The following is a 16,184-nucleotide window of genomic DNA, read 5'->3' as shown; positions in this document are numbered from 1 at the left end:
TATGAAGCTATGTGTTTCTTCACACTCTATACTCACAAGGAGGTGAAATACACATGGCAAACAACAACAACCAATTGCTAGTTGCAGGCGCTGAATCTGCATTAGACCAAATGAAATATGAAATTGCACAAGAGTTTGGCGTACAGCTTGGCGCTGATTCTACATCTCGTGCTAACGGTTCTGTCGGCGGTGAGATTACAAAGCGTCTAGTCGCAATGGCTGAGCAACAATTAGGCGGTTTTAGCAGATAATCACATATAACTTGGCTTTGAGAGCGGGACTTCTCCCCCGCTCTCTTTTATTATTCCACTTTTAAGAAAGTATAAGTTTCCAGCTAGGAGCTAATTCGACGTAGTAGGAAACTTTAGGAATAAAGTGTAAGTGCAGCTACGCCTTTGTCTTCGCCTGACGGCTCGCCAATCGGCGAGTTTTCTTTAAAACAATGCCGACATAAATAAAGCGCGGAAATAGAGGATTTTTTTCATGTAATGTATAGTAATACGGACAAGTGCTGTCGGAAAACCTCTACTATTGTTGCCCACTAGTCAAAAAATAAACAAATTTGTCCGATGAAAAAACGTTCAAAACATACTGTAAATTCTTTATTATAAGTAAGAGGAGTACCGGGATGGAGGAGGAACAAAAATGAATCGTGAAGAGTTAATTGCACCGGAGTCTTATAATCTTGTGCAGGAGATGGAGCGCTATGCTGCAGATAAAGAGAAGCTTGCGCTTATTTGGCAAAACGAAAGCGGCGACAAACGAGAAATTACATATGAGCAGCTTATAAGAGGTGCAAATAAAATTGGGAATGCCTTCTTGCGTGAAGGTCTGCAGCAGGGAGATAAGGTGCTGATTATGGTGCCGAGGATCCTCGAAGCGTACATGATATATCTTGGTGCTATTAAAATGGGCTTAGTCGTGATTCCAAGCTCGGAAATGCTTCGTAAAAAAGATATTGAATATAGAATCAGTCATGGGGATGTAAAAGCAATTGTCAGCTATGCTCCCTATGTCGACCAGTTTGATGGAATTAATGCCATCGATTCGCTGAGAAGATTTGTGATTAGCGACGTAGCTATTGATAGATGGATAAACCTAACAGAACGACTACAAACGGAAAGTGACGTGCTTGAGGCCGCGCCGACAAAGCGTGATGATATGGCGTTTTTATCCTATACATCCGGCACAACCGGCAATCCAAAGGGTGTTGTGCATACGCACGGCTGGGCTTATGCACATTTGCGTACAAGTGCTCCGAATTGGCTTGGTATTAGAGAAGGGGACCTCGTATGGGCAACAGCAGGTCCTGGTTGGCAAAAGTGGATTTGGAGCCCGTTTTTAGCGACGCTGGGCTCCGGTGCAACGGGTTTTGTCTATCATGGGAAATTTGAGCCGCGTACGTACCTGCAGCTGTTAAGTGATTATGGAATTCAAGTGCTTTGCTGCACACCGACAGAATATCGTTTGATGGCGAAGGTGGAGAACTTAGAGCAATATAATTTATCCGCGCTTCATAGCGCTGTTTCGGCTGGAGAGCCGTTAAATCGCGAGGTAATCGATACATTCCGGCGTTATTTTAACGTTACGGTGCGTGACGGCTATGGCCAGACAGAAAATACCCTGCTTGTTGGCGTAATGAAGGGAATGGATATCAAACCAGGCTCTATGGGCAAACCGACTCCCGGCAATACCGTGCATATTATTGATGAAAGTGGCAATCCTCTGGGAGCTGGTAAAGTAGGAGACATTGCGGTTCATATTAGTACACCAGCCCTATTCCAAAAGTATTACAAGGACCCTGAACGTACGGAGCAACAATTTAGAGGAGACTACTATGTAACGGGTGACAGAGCAAGGCAGGATGAAGATGGTTATTTCTGGTTTGAGGGAAGAAGCGATGATATCATTATCAGTTCCGGCTATACGATTGGACCGTTTGAAGTAGAAGATGCGCTTGTAAAGCACCCATACGTGAAGGAATGTGCGGTAGTAGCGAGTCCTGATGAAATACGGGGAAATGTTGTAAAAGCGTTTGTTGTATTGCAGGATGGAGTAGAGGAAGATGCAGCTCTGATTCCCCTTTTGCAGAAGCATGTGAAAACATTTACGGCACCGTATAAATATCCGCGTAAAATAGAGTTCGTCAGCGAGCTTCCAAAAACAGCATCTGGGAAAATTCGACGTGTAGAATTACGGCAGCGTGAACAGGAGCTATCGTCTAACTAAAAATACGCGAGAAAACAAGGTTATTTCTGTTTTCTCGCGTATTTTCATATTTGTGTGAAAAATATTGGGGGTGTTGTCGGTGGGGCAGCTATGGTATGGCGGTGTAATTTACACGATGCGTCAAGAAGGTGAAACAACAGAGGCTGTATTTGTAGAAAATGGTACAATCGTTGCAATTGGTGAGAAGGCATTATTAGAAAAACGATATAAGCATGCTATTGATAGGGAACGGGACCTGCAAGGGGGTGTTATGCTGCCAGGCCTTACAGACAGCCATATGCATTTAATTGGTCATGGAGAGCGCTTGCTGCGGCTTGATTTGTCAGAATGCAGATCATACAGAGAGATGCTTCTGCTTGTAAAGGAGAAGACAGCTGAAAGTCCAGAGGGAGAATGGGTTATTGGTGAGGGCTGGAATGAAAATGCATTTGCTGATACGAAGGAGCTTCATGCACGCGATTTAGACGCAATCTCTGCTAAGCATCCTATTTTATTAAAAAGGGTATGCCGTCATGCGGTGCTCGTTAACTCTTTCGTTTTGCGGGCGGCACATATTACTGCCATAACGCCTCAGCCAAAGGGAGGAGTGATTGGATTCGGGATTGACGGTGCTCCGAATGGCTTATTATATGACCGTGCCATTAATCTGCTTGATCATATCGCGCCAAAGCAAACAGAAGGGTATTTGCAAAAAGCACTGCGAACAGCTGTCGAGGATTGCTGGCGTCATGGCCTTGTTGGCTGTCATACGGAGGATTTAAATTATTACGGCGGATTTGAACGTACATACCGGGCATTTACCAGCTTTATTGGGGGAGAGAATCGATTTAAAGCACATCTTCTCGTTCATCATGAGGTAGTCGATAATTTGGAGAACTACGAAGATCAGAAATACATTGAATTTGGTGCAATGAAGGTGTTTGCTGACGGTTCACTTGGCGGGCGGACGGCCCTTTTAAGTGAGCCGTATAGCGATGCCCCGGAGACCAATGGAGTAGCCGTAGTTGAACGAGAGGAATTAGCGGCTCTTATTGCTAAAGCGCGCAGAAAAGGTCTTACAGTGGCCATTCATACGATCGGAGACTTGTCATTTGAATATATTCTTGCTGCATTGAAGCAGTACCCACCAAAGAAAGGGCAGCGGGATCGCCTGATTCATTGCCAGGTGCTGCGTAAGAATTTAATTGAACAAGCAAAGCAGCTGCCAGTCGTTTTAGATATTCAGCCTGTTTTCGTAATGTCTGATTTTCCCTCAGTTATTGAGAAGCTTGGTGTTGATAGGCTGCGGTATGCATATGCATGGAGAACCTTGCTTCAGAAAGGTTTTATTTGTGCGGGAGGCTCTGATGCGCCAATTGAGCACGTAAGCCCGTTTCTCGGGATATACAGCGCAGTGACGAGAAAAAGCCGATTTGATGGAAAAACCTATTTGCCTGAGGAGAAGCTGACGGCATTCGAAGCGGTTTCCTTATTTACATCTGGCAGTGCATATGCTATACAGAAGGAAAACAGCCGCGGGAAAATTTTACCGGGCTATGAGGCTGATTTTACAATCGTCGACCGAGATGTTTTCTCGATAGAACCTGAGGATATATTACATACAAAGGTAAATATGACAGTTGTTGATGGAATAGTTGTGTACGAACGCTAAAAACCGGAGATGCCCGTAGCGGCATGTCCGGTTTTCTGCTTTTTTACACTTTAAGAATAAAGTGTAAAAAAGCTGCGCCTCTGTCTTGCCAATCAGCGAGTTTTCTTTATAAAAACGTTCGTTGTACCTTCTCCCAAAACGAATTATTCTTTAGCTTAACTGTTTTAATTCGTTTCTCACTCAGCTTAATCGTGATTTTGTCTACATGCTTAATGCTTAACGCCTCGTTATCCATCCCCATTACTGGATAATCATTTCCATCCTGTTTAATTTTAAGGGTTAACGTGCGGTCGCTGCTTAGCAAAAACGGAGAACCGAGCGTACGGTAGTTGTTATTGTTAACAGAAGCGAGCTCGCTTACTTGAAAACAAGGAAGCATAGGATCGACAACTGCACCGTGTAGAGATTTGTTATAAGCAGTGCTGCCAGTTGGCGTAGAAACAACCAATCCGTCACCGCGGAATGTTTCAAAGTATAAGTCATCAATATGAACATCCACAACTAATGTTTTAATGATGCTGGAGCGAAGTGTAAATTCATTTAAACAGTAGAAGGCTGTGTCATTATCGATGGTAACATGAATGGTTGGATATCTTCTTACCTCAATTTCTGTATTGGTGATTTCTCCAAGTGCTTTTTCAGCTTGGTCTATATGGAAATCACAATAAAACGAGGTCGAGTCCCCTGTCGCTATGCCTGCATATAAGCAGTCATCACGGAATCCAGTTTTTCTTACTGCCTGCAAAAATGTGCCATCACCGCCGACACTAATAATGGCGTTGGCAGATTTGGGGCTATCTAATATAGTAAACCCATTTTCCTCCAGCTTACGATAAATGGGCTGCATTTGCTCTAATAAAGGTGAATGGCTCTGCTCATAAAAAAAGTATAAATTCCGACGATCTGGCATGATTTCTTCCCTCCGCTGTAGTTAACATATTGTGTTTATATACTATATTTCTATACTAAAACGAGAAATCCTTCTTTATTTTTAGAAAAGTTTGTATTTTTAATGTCTTTTCCCTGACAATATAAAGACAATAATTTTTATGATGTTCGCCTGATCCTTCCATGTTTTCCTATGTTTATTTCCTTTTTCTTCCGTCTATACTGGTTACGGAATGAAAGGATGAACGCGTATGACTTGGTACACTATAGTCCCTGCAATTTTACTGTTGTTATGCTTAGTCATTTTTATAACAAAACTTTCCATAAAAGCAATTGTTTTATATACACCGCAAGAAAAACAAGTGCTCCTTCGTGTGCGTGTATGGTTTATTCCCTTTACGATTGATGTGTTGAAACTGTTGCAAAAGCGGAAGGAAAAGCAAAATAAGGAGCCGAAGCAGGAAGAGGAGACACCAAAGCATTCTGCAGTAGAGTGGCTTGAAAGAATACCGAATTTGATAAAAAGCGCTGGAGACATCCATACTATACTTAAGGGTTTTCTCCATAAAATAAAGGTAAAGAAATTTTCATGGAGCTCTCATATTGGCACAGGAGATGCGGCCGCCACAGGCATACTGGCTGGACAAGTTTGGTCTGTAAAAGGAATAGCAACTGGACTGGTTAGTCATTACATGCGCGTCGTAGGGCAGCCTCAGCTGGAGGTACATCCTGTGTTTCAGGGAACAGCCGCAGCCACTCATTTTGAGTGCGCTGTTTCGTTTCGAATTGGTCAAGCTATTTTTGCGGCAATAAAGCTGCTTCGGTATATACGTAAGCATCGTTCTATCTTGATTGATCAAACAGAGCATCTGCATCAGTAGGAAATGTCGGCGGATAAGGCGATGAAATAAGCATTGAAGAAAAGCTGAAGGAGGTCTATTCTATGGCAGAACATCCGATTCAAAGCTTAATGACAACAGCGATGGAAAATTTAAAGGTGCTTGTCGATGTCAACACGATTATCGGGGAACCAATTCAATCTCCTGATGGCAGCGTGATTTTAACTGTTTCTAAGGTAGGATTCGGCTTTGCGGCTGGAGGAAGCGAATTTGGTAAAAATGGTGGAGAAAAGCTGCCGTTTGGGGGCGGAAGCGGAGGCGGCGTGTCGATTACACCGATTGCGTTTCTTGTTGTAAATGGGAAAGGTATCAAAGTGCTCCATCTCGATGAAAATACACATTTAATGGATAAAGTAATGGACCTGGCTCCACAGGCGATCGAGAAAATACAAGACATGCTAAAGAAAAATAAACAAGAGGCTGATCAAACTCAGACTCATTAGCCCGAAGAGCTGATGTCGCTTGGCATCAGCTCTGCATGTTGGCTCATCTGAGGGAAGCGATATTGTCATTATTTTTCGACAAAGGGAAGCCTTTTTGTTGCATTCTGTTTCTGTTCCCTCTATCATTGACACTGTACATATTTTCTTGTGAAAAAAAGGAGGATTTGTAATGGCAAACGTTACATTTAAGGGGAATCCTGTTACATTGCTTGGCAACGAAGTAAAGGTAGGAGAGCAAGCACCGAATTTCACAGTATTAGCTAATGACTTATCTCCTGTAACATTAGAAACTTACAAAGGCGCAGTGAAATTAATTAGCGTAGTGCCTTCTGTAGATACAGGCGTATGCGCTGCGCAAACACGTAAATTTAACGAAGAAGCTGCAGGCCTTGACAATGTGAAGGTGTTAACGGTTAGCGTGGATCTTCCATTTGCCCAAAAGCGTTATTGTGCAACAGAGGGTCTTGAGAATGCTGTTACACTTTCTGACCACCGCGATCTTTCCTTCGGCAAAGCATACGGCGTTGCAATTGAAGAGCTTCGTTTATTAACTCGCGCTGTGTTCGTAATCGACAGCGAAGATCGAGTAACATATGTAGAATATGTAAGCGAAGCAACAAATCATCCAAACTACGAAGCAGCGCTTGAAGCTGTAAAAGCTGCGAAATAAGTAATGACATAAGCAACGAGGCCTCCATTTTGGAGGCCTTTTTTGTTAGATAGGAAAGTATAATTTTTTGGGTCCGCCCTGCTCCCATAATCTGCTTGCTGTGAGGAAAGACCCCTGCCCGCCGAGGCAAAAAGCGTCTCCATGTGCAGAGAACTGTCCCCTTCGGGAGCAGGGCGGACCGTGTCTGCTTTTCTTGTACTTTAAGAAAGTATAAAATTCCAGCTGGAAGCTCATTCGACACATCAGGAAATTTTAGGAATAAAGTATAAGTGCAGCTACGCCTCTGCCTTCGCCTAACGGTTCGCCAATCGGCGAGTTTTCTTTATTTATAAAGATAAGATTCACGTTATGTCTGCTTTTCTTATAGTGCGCCGATACTGAATAATATCGAGCAGTGTGGTACACTATGTTTGTTTTGTGATTTTGAGAGGAGTGTAGAAAATGAGTTCTAAAATAGAAGTGTTATTTTCCATTCTAGATACATCCACAATCATTTTGCGAAATGAACTGGATCTTACATATTTAGAAGCTCTTGCTGAAGCAGGCGACAATATATTCGAGGGGGCAGTTTTGCAGGAAGGGCTGCGGCAGTCCGCCCTGGAAAGACTGCAACGGGAGTATGGAAAATTCCACGAAGAAAAATATACAAGCGAAGATATTCGTAAAGCAGTTCAGCTATGCCTGTTAAAAGGAATGAAGGAAGGGGTACAGGCTACGCATGAAATGACACCCGATGCAGTTGGCATGTTTGTAAGCTATTTATTTAATAAATTTACAATGGGCCAAACGGATTTAACCGTTCTCGATCCGGCTGTTGGTACGGGCAACCTGCTGACAACCTTGTTTAATCACCGGGAAAAGGGCGTGCAAATGAGCGGATTTGGTGTAGAAGTTGATGACGTGTTGCTTCGTCTTGCCTTTATGAATGCGAATCTGCAAAAGCATAGTATTGAGCTGTTTCATCAGGACGGCTTAGCATCGCTTTATATTGACCCGGTTGATGCCGTCGTATGCGATTTGCCGATTGGCTATTATCCAAATGAGGAGAGGGCTAAGGAGTATACGCTGCGTGCAGAAAATGGTCTGTCGTACGCACATCATCTGTTTATTGAGCAAAGCATCAAACATACAAAGGAAGGCGGCTATTTGTTTTTTTTAATTCCGAACTTCCTATTTACGAGTGAACAGGCGCCAAAGCTGCAAGCATTTATCCGAGAGCATTGCCATATTCAAGGGGTGCTGCAGTTAGCAGTTTCCATGTTTAAAAATGAAAAAAATGCAAAAAGTATATTTGTTCTCCAAAAGAAGGGATTGAATGTGCAGCCGCCGAAGCAAGCGCTGCTTGTAGAACTTCCAGCATTCTCAAACTTCAAGGCTACAGAGAACATAATGCTGCAGCTCAATCGGTGGTTTTCAGTAAATAAAGATATATAACAGATAGTGAAGATGATATAATACAGTTAGAAGGTATTGTAATTTTTTACATTATATTAAGTTGGAAATTCCGTTTTTTTTATTAATCTGTAATATAAAAAAAAATGCTGTGTTTCAGTCTTTTTGCTTGAAATATAATGAGTACGGTGTTTAAATTAGTAATGTGATAAAAAATGACAAAACTTGCGTAATTTCAACATCGTTAACAAGGTAAAAAGGAGCGGAAAACTAGATGACAAAAGTGATTGCCATCAATGCAGGCAGTTCATCTTTAAAATTTCAATTGTTTGAAATGCCGAGCGAGACGGTTTTAACAAAAGGATTAGTAGAGCGTATCGGTTTAAATGATAGCGTGTTTACGATTACAGTGAATGATGAAAAGCAAACAGAGGTATTAGATATTCCAAACCATGCAGTCGCTGTAAAAATGCTTCTTGACAAATTAACTTCTACAGGAATTATCCAATCCTTAGAAGAAATTGGCGGTATTGGGCATCGCGTTGTACATGGCGGTGAAAAATTTAATGATTCCGTATTGATTACAGAAGAGATTTTACAGGAGATAGAGGAGCTGAACGACTTAGCGCCGCTGCATAACCCTGCCAATATCGTCGGTATTCGAGCGTTTCAAGAGGTGCTTCCAAACGTGCCGGCTGTTGCGGTATTTGATACGGCATTTCATCAAACAATGCCAGAGGAAGCATTTTTATACAGTCTGCCGTATGAGTATTATGAAAAATATGGAATCCGTAAGTATGGCTTTCACGGTACATCCCATAAATATGTTACGGAGCGCGCTGCGGCAATGCTTGGCCGTCCAATTGAGCAGCTTCGTCTTATTTCCTGTCATTTAGGAAACGGAGCAAGTATTGCGGCTGTTGAGGGCGGAAAATCAATTGACACCTCTATGGGCTTCACACCGCTTGCGGGTGTGACAATGGGAACGCGCTCTGGTAACATTGACCCGGCGTTGATTCCATATATCATGGAAAAAACAGGAAAAAATGTAGAAGAAGTGTTAGATGTTTTAAATAAAAAGAGCGGAATGTTAGGGATTTCTGGTTTTTCTAGTGACTTGCGCGATATTGAGCAGGAGAGCGCCGAAGGAGACTACCGTGCACAAATAGCGCTTCGTGTATTTGCAAGCCGTATCCATAAATATATCGGCTCTTATGCCGCTCGTATGAAGGGCGTTGATGCTATTATCTTTACGGCAGGTATCGGAGAGAACAGCACTACCATCCGCGCTAGTGTGTTGGAAGGGCTGGAATTCATGGGCGTATATTGGGATCCAAGCCGCAATAAGGTACGCGGGGAAGAAACGTTTATCAGCTACCCGCATTCACCAGTTAAAGTATTAATTATTCCTACAAACGAAGAAGTAATGATTGCGCGTGACGTTGTGCGCATGGCTCAAGTATAAGAAAAAAGACGGGACATCCCGTCTTTTTTTTGCACTTTAGGAAAGTATAAATTTCCAGCCAGAAGCTAATTCGACGTAGTGGGAAATTTTAGGAACAAAGTGTAAGTGCAACTACGCCTCTGTCTTCGCCTAAAGGCTCGCCAATCGGCGAGTTTTCTTTATAAGTAAGAATAAGAAAGTATACCTTTTTGCGAGGACGCTGTCCAGCTTCCACGGTCTGCTCCCTGTGGAAACAGACCTCCACCCGCTGAGATAAAAAGCGCCCTGATGTGCGGAGAACTGTTTCTCTCGGGAGCTAGGCGGGCCGTGCCCGTTTTTCTTAGGAGAAATATGGTATAATATTAGGGGCTACATAGTAGAAAAATGATGGTACAGAGTAATCCTGTACCAAGCAATGCTTTCTCAGATAAGGAGCTGGTATTATGCCATTAACAGAACGGGAGCAAAAGGTTTGGAATGAAATTCAAAGCTGGGAGTATCAACTATCGCAGCAGGAATCAACCGACTTTCAAATGCTGTATGACAAATGGGTGAATGCGGCCCTAAATGGAATACCGGCTGGCAAGAGGATGGAAGCTTTTGCGAAAGTAGATCAATGGCTGTTTCATTTACATGCGTTTATTCAAAGCTCGCAATCGCAGTTAGATGCGCGAGGGCGTATCTTATCAGCAGCACGTTTATTTAATGAGCGTATTGAGCACCTCGAAGAGCTCCGTACATTATCTATTGATCAGCTTATTTATATTGCAGAGCATCAAATTGCCCGTCATCGTGTCTATTCTTTCATACAGGGCGGAGCAGCGGGGGCCGGCGGCTTTTTATTGCTTAGTGCGGATCTTCCTCTTATGCTCGCCTTGAATTTGAAGGCCGTTCAGCTTATTGCAACAACGTACGGCTATGATATGAATAAGCCCTATGAGATGATGATTGCCCTAAAGGTGTTTCACGCAGCTATCTTGCCGGCGAGATTACAGCGCTATGCTTGGCATGGATTATTAGATGAAATTAACGAGACGGAAGCTATGCCGTTTTTTTATGCAGGAGAAGACCGAGTCGTAGGTGCAGGATCCTTACAGGCTATTTTGAAGCAGACGCTTAAAACATATATCATTTACACGCTTCGCCGCAAGCTCGTTCAAGGGATTCCGCTTCTCGGAATTGCCGTTGGATCGACGGTGAACTATCGATTAACCCGTACTGTTACAGAATTTGCCCATCGCTTTTATCAAATGCGGTATTTGCTTGAGAAACAAAAATAAGCTTCTGCCTCTAGCGGAAGCTTATTTTTTTACATGCAGGAAATGATGCATAGAGTACAATGAACATTTTCGCAGTTCTTCTCCCTGTAATTAGCGTATAGTGCAAATGGAATATAGGAATAGATATACTATGAGTGTGTTTTTTCGGCAGATATATCCTGATTTGTACGATACCAAAGCCATAAATCATTAATAACAGAAGCAAGATCAGCAATTTCCGAATTTAATCTGCAGGAAATTTCAAAATTTGCTTCCTGATTCAGCTGCTGCTGCTTTCGATTAATCGCTTGTTCTAATTCTTGAATTCGATCAGGAATATACCCGCGTATGCTTTCCCATTTCAGCAAGATATGCTGCTGGTCTCCCTCTGGTATTTCATCCCAGTCTTCTTGTAAATCCGGAACCTCAATGCCTAATCGTTCATCTAATGTAAAGTACCGTTTCATAAATTCCCCTCCGTTTACCTATATTCTATACGAAAGGCGAATCAAATTCGAAAGAATTGTCTGAAAAAAGAAAAGCAAAAAATAATTCTTGCGTGGTGAGAAAAAAGTTGGTAAAGTATCACTATGAATGAAAATGAATTTAGATGAATATTTATTCTTTTAATATATAGGAGGATGTCAGATGGGCAAGCAAAAATTAGTATTGGCATATTCCGGAGGCTTAGACACTTCCGTTGCAATTAAATGGTTACAACAACAAGGTTATGATGTAGTAGCGGTAGGATTAGATGTTGGTGAAGGGAAAGACGTTGAATTCATCAAGCAAAAAGCATTACAGGTCGGCGCGGTAGAGTCATATTCCATTGATGCAAGAAAAGAATTTGCTGAGGAGTATGTTCTTCCTGTTCTTCAAAGTCATGCATTATATGAAGGAAAATATCCGCTCGTATCCGCTTTATCACGTCCGTTAATTTCAAAAAAGCTTGTTGAAATTGCAGAGCAAGTAGGAGCGGTTGCAGTTGCTCATGGCTGCACAGGAAAAGGAAACGACCAGGTTCGTTTTGAAGTTTCTATTATGGCTTTAAATCCAGATTTAAAAGTAGTAGCTCCTGTACGTGAGTGGAGCTGGTCACGTGAAGAAGAAATCGAATACGCGAAAGAACATAACATTCCAATTCCGATTAATTTAGATAATCCATACTCTATCGATGCGAACCTTTGGGGAAGAGCATGTGAGTGCGGTGTGTTAGAGGATCCTTGGGCTGCTCCTCCGGAAGGCGCGTATGATATGACAACACCTCTTGAAGCGACTCCAGATCAAGCGGATATCGTTGAAATCGAGTTTAAGCAAGGTGTGCCGGTTGCATTGAACGGAAAAGCATATGAGCTTCATGAATTAATTTTAGAGTTGAATGTTCTTGCTGGTAAGCACGGCGTTGGCCGCATTGACCATGTTGAGAATCGTCTTGTGGGAATTAAGTCTCGTGAAGTATATGAGTGCCCGGCTGCTCTTACTTTAATCAAGGCGCACAAGGAGCTAGAGGATTTAACATTAACGAAGGATGTAGCGCACTTTAAGCCGATCATCGCTCATAAATTAACGGAGCTCATTTACAATGGCCTATGGTTCTCTCCATTGCACAAAGCATTGCTTGCATTCATCGAAAGCACACAGAAGAATGTAACAGGTACAGTGCGCGTGAAGCTGTTTAAAGGGCATGCTATTGTAGAGGGCAGAAAGTCTGAAAACTCTCTATATGATGAAAAGCTTGCAACATATACAAAAGAAGATGAGTTTAATCATCAAGCAGCGGTAGGCTTTATCGAATTGTTCGGATTACCAACAAAGGTTTACAGCCAGCTGCATAATCAGAAGAAGGTGGAAGTGTGAAAAAGCTTTGGGGCGGCCGCTTCACGGAAGGAGCCGAGGCGTGGGTAGAGGAATTCGGAGCATCAATTTTCTTCGATCAAGAGCTTGTGCTTGAGGATCTTGAGGGGAGTATTGCACACGTCACGATGCTTGCGAAATCTGGTATTCTTTCGGAAGAAGATGCGGCAAAGATTAAGGAAGGACTACAGGTTCTTCTTGAGAAAGCAAATAACAATGAATTGACATTTTCCGTTGAAAATGAAGATGTTCATTTAAACCTAGAAAAAATGTTAATTGAACAAATCGGCGAAGTGGGCGGTAAACTGCATACTGCCCGCAGCCGAAATGATCAAGTTGCGACAGATATGCATTTGTATTTGCGTAAGGAAGTTCGCGATATTATTGTTAAGCTTAAAGGATTGCAAGAGGTGCTAGTAAAGAAGGCTGAGCAGCATGTTGAAACAATTATGCCAGGTTATACGCATTTGCAGCGTGCACAGCCAGTGTCATTTGCACACCATCTTCTTGCATACTTTTGGATGCTGCAGCGTGACGTTGAGCGCTATGAGGATTCTTTAAAAAGAATCAACATTTCTCCGCTTGGCGCAGGTGCTCTTGCCGGTACAACATTCCCGATTGACCGCAGCTATAGTGCATCGTTGCTTGGATTTGACGGCATTTATGAAAACAGCATGGATGCGGTAAGCGACCGCGACTTTATTCTAGAGTTTTTAAGCGGCTCTTCTATTTTGATGATGCATTTGTCTCGTTTTTGCGAGGAGCTTATTTTGTGGAGCAGTCAGGAATTTCAATTCATTGAAATGAGCGATAAATATTCCACAGGAAGCAGCATCATGCCACAAAAGAAAAACCCGGATATGGCCGAGTTAATTCGTGGTAAGACAGGACGCGTGTACGGAAACTTGTTTAGCCTGCTTACGGTTATGAAGGGTCTGCCGCTTGCCTACAATAAGGACCTGCAAGAGGACAAGGAAGGCATGTTTGACACGGTGAAAACAATTAAAACCTCTCTTCTTGTTATGGCAGGCATGATTGACACAATGAAGGTAAATGCCGACAAGCTCGGACAGGCAGTAAAGCAAGACTTCTCAAACGCAACAGAAATCGCGGATTACTTAGCAGCAAAAGGCCTCCCATTCCGTCAGGCGCACGAAGTAGTAGGGCGCTTAGTGCTGATGTGCATTGAGAAAGGCATTTACCTATTAGATTTGCCGCTTGAGACGTATCAAGAGGTATGTCCATTATTTGAAGCGGATTTGTACAATGTATTGGATCCATACGCAGCAGTAAAGCGTCGCAATAGCGAAGGCGGTACTGGCTTTGATCAAGTGCGTCAAGCACTTGAGAAAGCAAATGCTGTATTAGGAAAATAAGTCAAGGCGTATGCCTTGACTTATTTTTTATATTTAACATAATTTTGAAAGAAGTCCCCTTCGCAAGCAGACCGGGTCATGTCCGCTTTTTTATGCGTTTGTTTACAGCTCGCCTTGTTCCTCGTTCTCGCCGCGTACTACAAGGACATCGCATTTTGCATAGCGAATAATATGTTCAGATACACTGCCGATCAGGAAGCGCTCTACTGCATTTAAACCTGTGGCGCCGCACACAATAAGGTCAATATTGTATTTTGGTGCTACTTCCTTAGCGATTTGTGCTTTCGGGTTTCCATACGCGAGTACAGTTTCTACAACTGCTACACCTGCTTCAAGTGCAGATTTTTTATAGTCCTCTAATAAATCTTCAGCAAATTCGTTGGCACGGTCCGCAATGGCGAGGCTGTAAGCTTCTACGGCGGAGTATGCTTTTACATCAACAATGTGAGTGATGATGAGCTTTGCTTCATTACGCTTTGCGACATGGATGGCTTTCTTAAAGGCCTTCTCCGCTTCCTTAGAACCGTCAACGGCAACCAGCACATTTTGATAATTTGACATGAAAACCCCTCCCATATGGATAGAAATACAGTGATACTTCTAACAGCAGTATATGCTTGCTGTTGGTATATCAAGGAAAGTTTCGCTTTTTACATCGGCAAGCTAGATCCGTGTACAAAACGAAATTACTTTCTATATCTATTATAAAGGAAAGTGCTTTCGAAAATTTAGCGGAATTGTTACAGTATTTCATCAAGAGTTCAAAATGGTGAAAAATAATATAACTACTGCAGAAACCCAAAATAGAACTGGCTTCTAAATATTTTTTAATTGTGTTGCATATGCTAGCAGAAGACGGGCTTTTACTATTTTAAGGGGGAAGGCGCAGTGCGAATCGGTATACCAAAGGAAGTTAAAAATAATGAAAATCGTGTAGCTATGACGCCAGCGGGGGTTGTTCATCTCGTTGGAAGCGGGCATGAGGTATATATTGAAAAGGGAGCGGGGATTGGCTCCGGATTTACGGACGAGGAGTATGTAAAAGCCGGTGCTGTTATCGCTCACACAGCACAAGAGGCGTGGTCGATGGATGTAGTAATGAAGGTCAAGGAACCCATCCAAAGCGAGTACGGCTATTTTCGTGAAGGACTGATTTTATTTACTTATTTGCATCTTGCGGCGGAGCCTGAGCTAACAAAAGCACTAATTGAGAAGAAGGTTGTCGGTATTGCCTATGAAACAGTACAGCTGGCAAACCGATCGTTGCCGCTGCTGACGCCGATGAGTGAGGTAGCCGGTCGAATGGCTACGCAAATTGGAGCACAATTTCTTGAAAAGACCAAAGGTGGAAAAGGGATTTTACTCGGCGGTGTTCCGGGAGTGAAACGCGGGAAGGTAACGATTATCGGCGGGGGTGTAGCGGGCACAAATGCAGCAAAGATTGCGGTAGGCCTAGGTGCCGATGTAACAATGATTGATGTGAATCCAGAACGTCTCCGTGAGCTGGATGATATTTTCGGTCATCGTATTACAACCCTCATGTCAAATCCGTATAATATTGCTCATACAGTGAGAGAAAGTGATTTGGTGATCGGAGCTGTGCTCATTCCAGGTGCGAAGGCTCCAAAGCTTGTGAGTACAGATATCATTCAGTCTATGGAGCGAGGTTCAGTGATTGTTGATGTTGCGATTGACCAAGGCGGTATTTTTGAAACGACGGATCATATTACAACACATGACAATCCAACGTATACGAAGCATGGCGTTGTTCATTATGCTGTTGCGAATATGCCGGGAGCTGTACCGCGTACCTCAACGATTGCTTTAACCAATGTAACGGTGCCATATGCAGCACAAATTGCTAAAAAAGGCTACCGGCAAGCATGTTTGGATAACGAGGCATTGTTAAAAGGTATAAATACCTTAAATGGTCATGTAACATATCAGGCAGTCGCACAAGCACATGGCCTGCCATATGTAGATGCAGCTGCGCTTCTGCCATAACAGGAAAAGGACCCATTTTATTTTAAATAGGTCCTTTTGTATGTTTGTCAGATAAGCTTTGTATTCGGAACATTT

15 protein-coding genes are annotated in these 16,184 nt (G+C 42.8%); 12 read left to right on the top strand and 3 right to left on the bottom strand.

Going from position 1 to position 16,184, the window contains the following annotated elements; genetic code table 11:
• Positions 1 to 53 precede the first annotated feature (53 nt).
• The 3 genes from AC6HZ4_RS23480 (at position 54) to AC6HZ4_RS23470 (ending at position 3,880) form a co-directional block, all read left to right on the top strand.
• Positions 54 to 251, top strand: a complete 198-nt coding sequence (locus tag AC6HZ4_RS23480; RefSeq protein ID WP_497492254.1) for an alpha/beta-type small acid-soluble spore protein — start codon at positions 54 to 56, stop codon at positions 249 to 251.
• A 394-nt stretch (positions 252 to 645) separates the two neighbouring features.
• A complete protein-coding gene (gene mbcS, locus AC6HZ4_RS23475; RefSeq protein WP_497492253.1) occupies positions 646 to 2,229 on the top strand; it encodes an acyl-CoA synthetase MbcS in 1,584 nt (527 codons plus the stop codon).
• Positions 2,230 to 2,308: 79 nt separating this feature from the next.
• A complete protein-coding gene (locus tag AC6HZ4_RS23470) occupies positions 2,309 to 3,880 on the top strand; it encodes an amidohydrolase (protein WP_497492252.1) in 1,572 nt (523 codons plus the stop codon).
• A 106-nt stretch (positions 3,881 to 3,986) separates the two neighbouring features.
• Here AC6HZ4_RS23470 and AC6HZ4_RS23465 read toward each other — a convergent pair whose 3' ends face one another.
• Entirely contained in the window at positions 3,987 to 4,790 is an 804-nt protein-coding gene (locus tag AC6HZ4_RS23465) for an NAD kinase (protein WP_497492251.1), read from the bottom strand.
• 229 nt (positions 4,791 to 5,019) lie between these two features.
• On the opposite strand from AC6HZ4_RS23465, the gene AC6HZ4_RS23460 reads away from it, so the two are divergent.
• The 6 genes from AC6HZ4_RS23460 (at position 5,020) to AC6HZ4_RS23435 (ending at position 10,896) form a co-directional block, all read left to right on the top strand.
• Positions 5,020 to 5,649 (top strand): DUF2953 domain-containing protein, encoded by a 630-nt coding sequence (locus AC6HZ4_RS23460; RefSeq protein WP_497492250.1) that lies wholly within the window; start codon positions 5,020 to 5,022, stop codon positions 5,647 to 5,649.
• Between the two features lie 62 nt (positions 5,650 to 5,711).
• Positions 5,712 to 6,110 (top strand): GerW family sporulation protein, encoded by a 399-nt coding sequence (ytfJ, locus tag AC6HZ4_RS23455; protein ID WP_497492249.1) that lies wholly within the window; start codon positions 5,712 to 5,714, stop codon positions 6,108 to 6,110.
• Between the two features lie 169 nt (positions 6,111 to 6,279).
• Complete coding sequence (gene tpx / locus AC6HZ4_RS23450; protein WP_497492248.1) at positions 6,280 to 6,780, top strand: thiol peroxidase; 501 nt, start codon at positions 6,280 to 6,282, stop codon at positions 6,778 to 6,780.
• Positions 6,781 to 7,221: 441 nt separating this feature from the next.
• Positions 7,222 to 8,214 (top strand): class I SAM-dependent methyltransferase, encoded by a 993-nt coding sequence (locus AC6HZ4_RS23445; protein ID WP_497492247.1) that lies wholly within the window; start codon positions 7,222 to 7,224, stop codon positions 8,212 to 8,214.
• Between the two features lie 232 nt (positions 8,215 to 8,446).
• Complete coding sequence (locus AC6HZ4_RS23440; protein ID WP_497492246.1) at positions 8,447 to 9,637, top strand: acetate kinase; 1,191 nt, start codon at positions 8,447 to 8,449, stop codon at positions 9,635 to 9,637.
• Between the two features lie 422 nt (positions 9,638 to 10,059).
• Positions 10,060 to 10,896 carry an EcsC family protein gene (locus AC6HZ4_RS23435; RefSeq protein WP_497492245.1) on the top strand — a complete coding sequence of 279 codons (837 nt, stop codon included), beginning with the start codon at positions 10,060 to 10,062 and terminating at the stop codon, positions 10,894 to 10,896.
• Positions 10,897 to 11,024: 128 nt separating this feature from the next.
• Here the strand turns inward: AC6HZ4_RS23435 and AC6HZ4_RS23430 are convergent, their stop codons facing one another.
• The gene (locus AC6HZ4_RS23430) at positions 11,025 to 11,342 is read right to left on the bottom strand and encodes a radical SAM protein (protein ID WP_497492244.1); all 318 of its coding nucleotides are present in this window, start codon (positions 11,340 to 11,342) and stop codon (positions 11,025 to 11,027) included.
• A 181-nt stretch (positions 11,343 to 11,523) separates the two neighbouring features.
• Between AC6HZ4_RS23430 and AC6HZ4_RS23425 the strand changes: the two genes are divergently transcribed.
• Both AC6HZ4_RS23425 and argH read left to right on the top strand, forming a co-directional pair.
• Positions 11,524 to 12,732, top strand: coding sequence for an argininosuccinate synthase (locus tag AC6HZ4_RS23425; protein WP_497492243.1), 1,209 nt, complete (start codon positions 11,524 to 11,526; stop codon positions 12,730 to 12,732).
• The gene (argH, locus tag AC6HZ4_RS23420) at positions 12,729 to 14,105 is read left to right on the top strand and encodes an argininosuccinate lyase (protein ID WP_497492242.1); all 1,377 of its coding nucleotides are present in this window, start codon (positions 12,729 to 12,731) and stop codon (positions 14,103 to 14,105) included. Before AC6HZ4_RS23425 ends, argH begins: the two co-directional genes overlap by 4 nt.
• 102 nt (positions 14,106 to 14,207) lie before the next feature.
• Here argH and AC6HZ4_RS23415 read toward each other — a convergent pair whose 3' ends face one another.
• The gene (locus AC6HZ4_RS23415; RefSeq protein WP_497492240.1) at positions 14,208 to 14,666 is read right to left on the bottom strand and encodes a universal stress protein; all 459 of its coding nucleotides are present in this window, start codon (positions 14,664 to 14,666) and stop codon (positions 14,208 to 14,210) included.
• 327 nt (positions 14,667 to 14,993) lie between these two features.
• Between AC6HZ4_RS23415 and ald the strand changes: the two genes are divergently transcribed.
• Entirely contained in the window at positions 14,994 to 16,109 is a 1,116-nt protein-coding gene (gene ald, locus AC6HZ4_RS23410) for an alanine dehydrogenase (RefSeq protein ID WP_497492239.1), read from the top strand.
• The last annotated feature ends 75 nt before the right edge of the window (positions 16,110 to 16,184 follow it).

Source organism: Ectobacillus sp. OTK (genome assembly GCF_059698935.1).
The sequence above is the reverse complement of the archived record's forward strand: the minus strand, read 5'-3'. Positions and strand labels throughout refer to the sequence as shown.